We start from the raw sequence: 4818 nt of genomic DNA, 5'->3' as shown, positions 1-4818 counted from the left end.
TCTTGGTTGCAATTTCGATCCATGTTAGAATACAAAGCAAAATGGTATGGCAAACAAGTCATTGTCGTATCGAAAACATTTGCTTCCAGCCAATTATGTTCCTGTTGTGGATATCAAAATAAAGACGTTAAAAATCTAAACCTACGTGAATGGGACTGTCCTTCTTGTCGTACACACCATGATAGGGATATTAACGCAAGTATCAATCTAAAGAATGAAGCGATAAGGCTTCTAACCGCAAGGACTGCGGGGTTAGCCTAATCAATTAGAGTTCGATAGAACTCTTTACTTAGGAATCCCTCACTTCTAAACGAAGTGAAAGTGGGGGTAGTTCAATGAGTGGGTAAATACGGGGTGTTTGAATCAAAAAATACAGAAAATAAAAGAAGAAATCCCTGATACGTGTAATATAGTGTTAATAGAAATTCCTAATGGAGGATTAAAAGATTTAGTAAAGATAAAAAGTGTACTAGCACTTGATATTTCAACAGGGGAACTATTAAAAGGAGCTCCATATGGTAAAGCAAAAAAAAAATTGGAAAATTAGGATCTATTGGTTTAGCACTAAATACAATACCAATGGATAAAAATAATTAATGTTAAACATAATTTGAAATTCATTTTTTATTTTTTACAAGAATTAAATAAGGAATGTGAACCCAAACGGTGTTACATGGAATAGGAAGAGATTTATTAGAAGGTAATTTGCGATTAAATGGACCCAACAAATAACTATATAAATAAATGGTAATAATAAAGGAAAATATATATGAAGATTTGGCAATTAAAGAGCTCGACTGATGATTATGAAACCTTTCAATTATTGAACTATGAAGAGGATAAAAAATATTTTAAAACTAGTTTTAATTCTATGGTGAGTTTGTCAGATTCATGGACGCCTAAGTTTATTGAGGTAAAAGATGAAGGGAAATCAAGCGATTCCCCTATTTTTTGGGGAAAGTCTGGTGTACAAATAATTAGTGAAAAAGCCAAGAATGTTTTGAACCTATAGTAGGAGATAATATTGAATTTTTACCATTAATTCATAAACAAACAAATAAAAAATACTATGCTATGCATGTTTTAAGGGTGTTGGAAGCACTTGATACTAATAAAACAATCTTTGATAAGTTAAGTTCAGGTTTAATAATAGGATGTAAAAAATTTGTATTTATTCCTTATGTTGTCCAGCACGAACTAATTTTTAAATTGAATATAAATGGGAAGGTACATCCTAACTATCTTTTAGTATCAGATCAATTCAAAAATGCAATTTTAGATAGTGAATTAAAAGGTTTTCAATTTACTGAAGTGTGGGATTCAGAAGAGGGTGCCTATCAATAATCTAATAGAGTAAAAAATAAAAAGCTTAAGCACATTGAAGTGAGCTCGAATATTAGTACATGATAAAAACATCACCTGAATTCGCATTCTAATCTTTCTCGTTTTATCTTTTTGCAACGATGAATGAGGAAGAATGCTTAACATGTTTTAACATATTTCCCGAAAGAATTCTCCTTCCACAAGTGTGTGAAGGGCGTAATCCGACAATAGGTGGGAGATGAATTTTGGTTTGGCGGAGCCAAAAGGCTTTGCTTTTTAGTAGTCGATGAACAATCACACGGGTTGGGATTTTATCAGTCATTCCTACATAAGCGTTGGATTATTTTGCAGGTTTGTCTAGAATGAAAAGAGCTTATTAAACCATCCATTATTCACGTTCTTCTTCATATATTTGTACCACAATTATTTTTTTGTTATTAAAACTAGTTTTTAAGAAGCATATGCTTTAGCAACTGCAGAAATTCTGTATCACTTTTATCATCTTTTATATAATCCTGTTCGTAGTTAAAAATCATTCGTACTAACATAAAAGCTGTAAGCGGTAATGGTACCTTATGCAAAGCTCCTTGCTGATAACCTTTTTCGAGTAAATTACTTATCATGTTAATTGCTTCTTCTTCAGATTGTTTAAAACAAGTTGTAATTTCAGGTGAATGGTACTCTTTATATTCTTGAAAGAGTGTAGAAACAAATGGATCTTGATGATATTCTAGGCTGATATAATGAAGAATTTTTTGTATTCGAAGTAAAACATCTTTTTCTTCTTTATATAAATTAAATAATTGTGAGCGCTTAAGCTGAATATGACGCATATAGCAGTCGCATAATATTTCAGTTTTATCTGTATAGTAATAATAAATAGTACCTTTACCAACTTTAGCTGTCTTTGCAATTTCATCAACCGTTGTGTTACGGACACCACGCGTAGAGAACAGTATTGTGGCAGATTGAATGATTTTCATCTTTTTATTTTCTTTTTCTAATTTGATCATTGTCTACACCCTATCCTTGAAATATTTAGCGAAGTTTTCTGTCTTTACATTCTGTATCAGTTCATTTGTAATTTTGTAACTCCTAATAGAAAGTCCTTTATTTGCTTCTTATAGAATAACATACACCATTCTTATTTCTAGTATATAACTATAATAGAATGCAACTGTATAACTTAGGATAAAAATGAAAGTTTAAGGTAATAACTATTTAATTGGACAATGAAAATTCAAGTGAAAGGGGACAGTGATTTCTTTATCGATTGAATTATTTGATTTTTTATTCAATTCATTTTATTATATAAACATGACTAAAAGATGTTTTTAGTCGGATTTTTTTACAGAAAACTGACTGATATTTAATTTTAGTCGGTTTCTATACTATTTGAGAGAAGGTAGACACTATGTGTGGAATTGCAGGGTGGATAGACTGGTCTAAAGATCTGTCTCATGAACAAGAAACGTTAAAAAAAATGACAGATGCTATCATTCACCGAGGACCTGACGCAGAGGGGCATTGGTTTTCAAAACGAGCGGCATTAGGTCATCGACGTCTCATCGTCATTGATCCTGAAGGTGGCCTTCAACCTATGCTGTATAAAGATGGAAATGATACGATTGGCCTTACGTTCAATGGAGAAATTTATAACTATCAAGAATTACGTAAAGAACTTGAGGAGAAAGGTCATGAATTTCAGACCAAGTCAGATACAGAGGTATTACTACATGCTTACTTAGAGTGGCAAGAAGATTGTGTTCAACACTTAAATGGGATTTTTGCTTTTGGTATTTGGGATGAAAGATTTGGGAAATTGATGCTTGGTCGTGACCATCTAGGCGTGAAGCCTTTATTTTTCGCTCAAAGGGGAAGCGCAATTCTCTTTGGTTCAGAGTTAAAAGTTTTACTTTCGCATCCGCTTGTAGATGCAGAGATAGATAAAGAAGGACTTTCTGAAATATTTTGTCTTGGACCAACACGTACTCCTGGTCATGCTATTTTCAAGGATATACATGAAGTGCGTGCTGGGCATTATATGACGTTTACCTCTAATGGCTCGACTACGACACAGTATTGGAAACTTGAAAGTAAAAAACATGTAGATGATATTGATACAACAGTTGAAACAATCCGTTCCGTTTTACAAGATACGGTAAAACGTCAGTTAATTGCTGATAAACCAGTGGTATCTATGCTTTCCGGAGGTTTAGATTCCAGTGGTTTAACAGGTTTAGCAGGAAACGAATTTGGGAATAAAGGGGAACGTCTTCATACATATTCCCTGAATTTCATCAATGATGAAAAAGACTTTGAGCAAGACTTCCTTCGTTTTGATCGTGATGAACCTTGGGTGAAACGTGTGGCTGAATATGTAGGAACAAAGCATCATTCTATAGAGTTAGGATCAGATAGTTTAATAGAGTATTTATTAACCCCAATGCGAGCGCGTGATCTACCTGGAGTTGGAGAACTAGAAACGTCTCTTTATTTGCTATTTAAGGAAATGAAAAAAGACGCAACAGTTGCACTTTCAGGCGAATCCGCAGATGAAGTATTCTCAGGATATCCATGGTTCCATCAAGAGAAGTTTCTAGATGCAGAGATATTCCCTTGGAGTGTTAATTTATGGTATAGTACAGAAATTTTATCAGAGGATTTTAAAGCGAAGATTAGCCCTGAAAAATATCAAAAACAAAAATTTGAAGATGCGGTTGCTGAGGTTCCCTTCTTAGAAGGTGAAAGTGATCTGCAAATGAAGCAACGTCAAATGTCTTACATGTTTATTACACGTTTCTTGCCATTTATGCTGGAACGAAAAGATCGCACAAGTATGATGAATGGCTTTGAAGTACGAGTTCCATTTTGCGATTACCGGCTTGTAGAATACTTATGGAATGTCCCATTCGAAATGAAAAGCATAGACAATATTGAAAAAGGTATTTTACGTCGAGCTTTTGAAAATGTACTTCCAGAAGATGTACGTTATCGCAAAAAAAGTGCATATCCAAGCACAAAGGATGCCTCTTATCTACAAGGTATTAGTGATTGGATGTTACATGTGTTGAACAATCCTGAATCACCTATTTTGCCATTAATTAATGTAGAAAGAGTTCGTGCTATTGCAGAAGGAAAAGACGAAGTAATTTCAGGTAATGATGCAAGAAGTATAATAGATTATTTACTTCAAGTTAATGGTTGGCTTCAGGAATATAATATTAAATTAGTATGGTAGATGTAATTTTCAAATAAAGAAAATAGCTGAAACATTAATGACCTAAGTGAACCGCATTCCCAATGGATTAGATAGTTATCTAATAATTGGAGATGCGGTTTTATAAAAAATAATAATATGTTTATAAATGTAAAACCTACAGAAACTTTTCCTGTGGGTTTTTTAAGTAGTTTTTACGAAATTATGAGTGTTATTTATTTTGTATTTTAATAAGTTCATCTTGTACCATTTTTATATAATATTCTTTTTCTGTT

The 4818-nt window shown here is 33.0% G+C and carries 4 protein-coding genes and 1 pseudogene; 4 read left to right on the top strand and 1 reads right to left on the bottom strand.

Annotated elements, in window-relative coordinates; translation table 11 throughout:
* From DN403_RS29890 to DN403_RS29880, 3 genes and pseudogenes are all read left to right on the top strand, one after another.
* Positions 1 to 261, top strand: a 261-nt coding sequence (locus tag DN403_RS29890; protein ID WP_149186070.1) for a zinc ribbon domain-containing protein, incomplete at its 5' end; no start/stop codon positions are given.
* A gap of 97 nt (positions 262 to 358) precedes the next feature.
* Positions 359 to 547, top strand: coding sequence for a hypothetical protein (locus DN403_RS29885; protein ID WP_223837301.1), 189 nt, complete (start codon positions 359 to 361; stop codon positions 545 to 547).
* A 222-nt stretch (positions 548 to 769) separates the two neighbouring features.
* Positions 770 to 1344 (top strand): annotated as a pseudogene (locus DN403_RS29880) (imm11 family protein).
* A gap of 422 nt (positions 1345 to 1766) precedes the next feature.
* Here DN403_RS29880 and DN403_RS29870 read toward each other — a convergent pair.
* Positions 1767 to 2336, bottom strand: a complete 570-nt coding sequence (locus DN403_RS29870) for a TetR/AcrR family transcriptional regulator (protein WP_000593069.1) — start codon at positions 2334 to 2336, stop codon at positions 1767 to 1769.
* A 401-nt stretch (positions 2337 to 2737) separates the two neighbouring features.
* Here DN403_RS29870 and asnB point away from each other — a divergent pair, with 401 nt between their 5' ends.
* Positions 2738 to 4564 (top strand): asparagine synthase (glutamine-hydrolyzing), encoded by a 1827-nt coding sequence (asnB, locus tag DN403_RS29865; RefSeq protein ID WP_149186069.1) that lies wholly within the window; start codon positions 2738 to 2740, stop codon positions 4562 to 4564.
* The last annotated feature ends 254 nt before the right edge of the window (positions 4565 to 4818 follow it).

It is taken from the genome of Bacillus sp. AY2-1, from assembly GCF_008368965.1.
Lineage (GTDB): Bacteria > Bacillota > Bacilli > Bacillales > Bacillaceae_G > Bacillus_A > Bacillus_A thuringiensis_S.
Note: the sequence above shows the minus strand (reverse complement) of the source record. Positions and strands in the feature narration are given on the sequence as shown.

What these genes read in the sequence shown, in the direction of transcription:
- DN403_RS29870 (WP_000593069.1), bottom strand. Translation starts at nt 2,336, where the DNA reads ATGATCAAATTAGAAAAAGAAAATAAAAAGATGAAAATCATTCAATCT.
- asnB (WP_149186069.1), top strand. Translation starts at nt 2,738, where the DNA reads ATGTGTGGAATTGCAGGGTGGATAGACTGGTCTAAAGATCTGTCTCAT.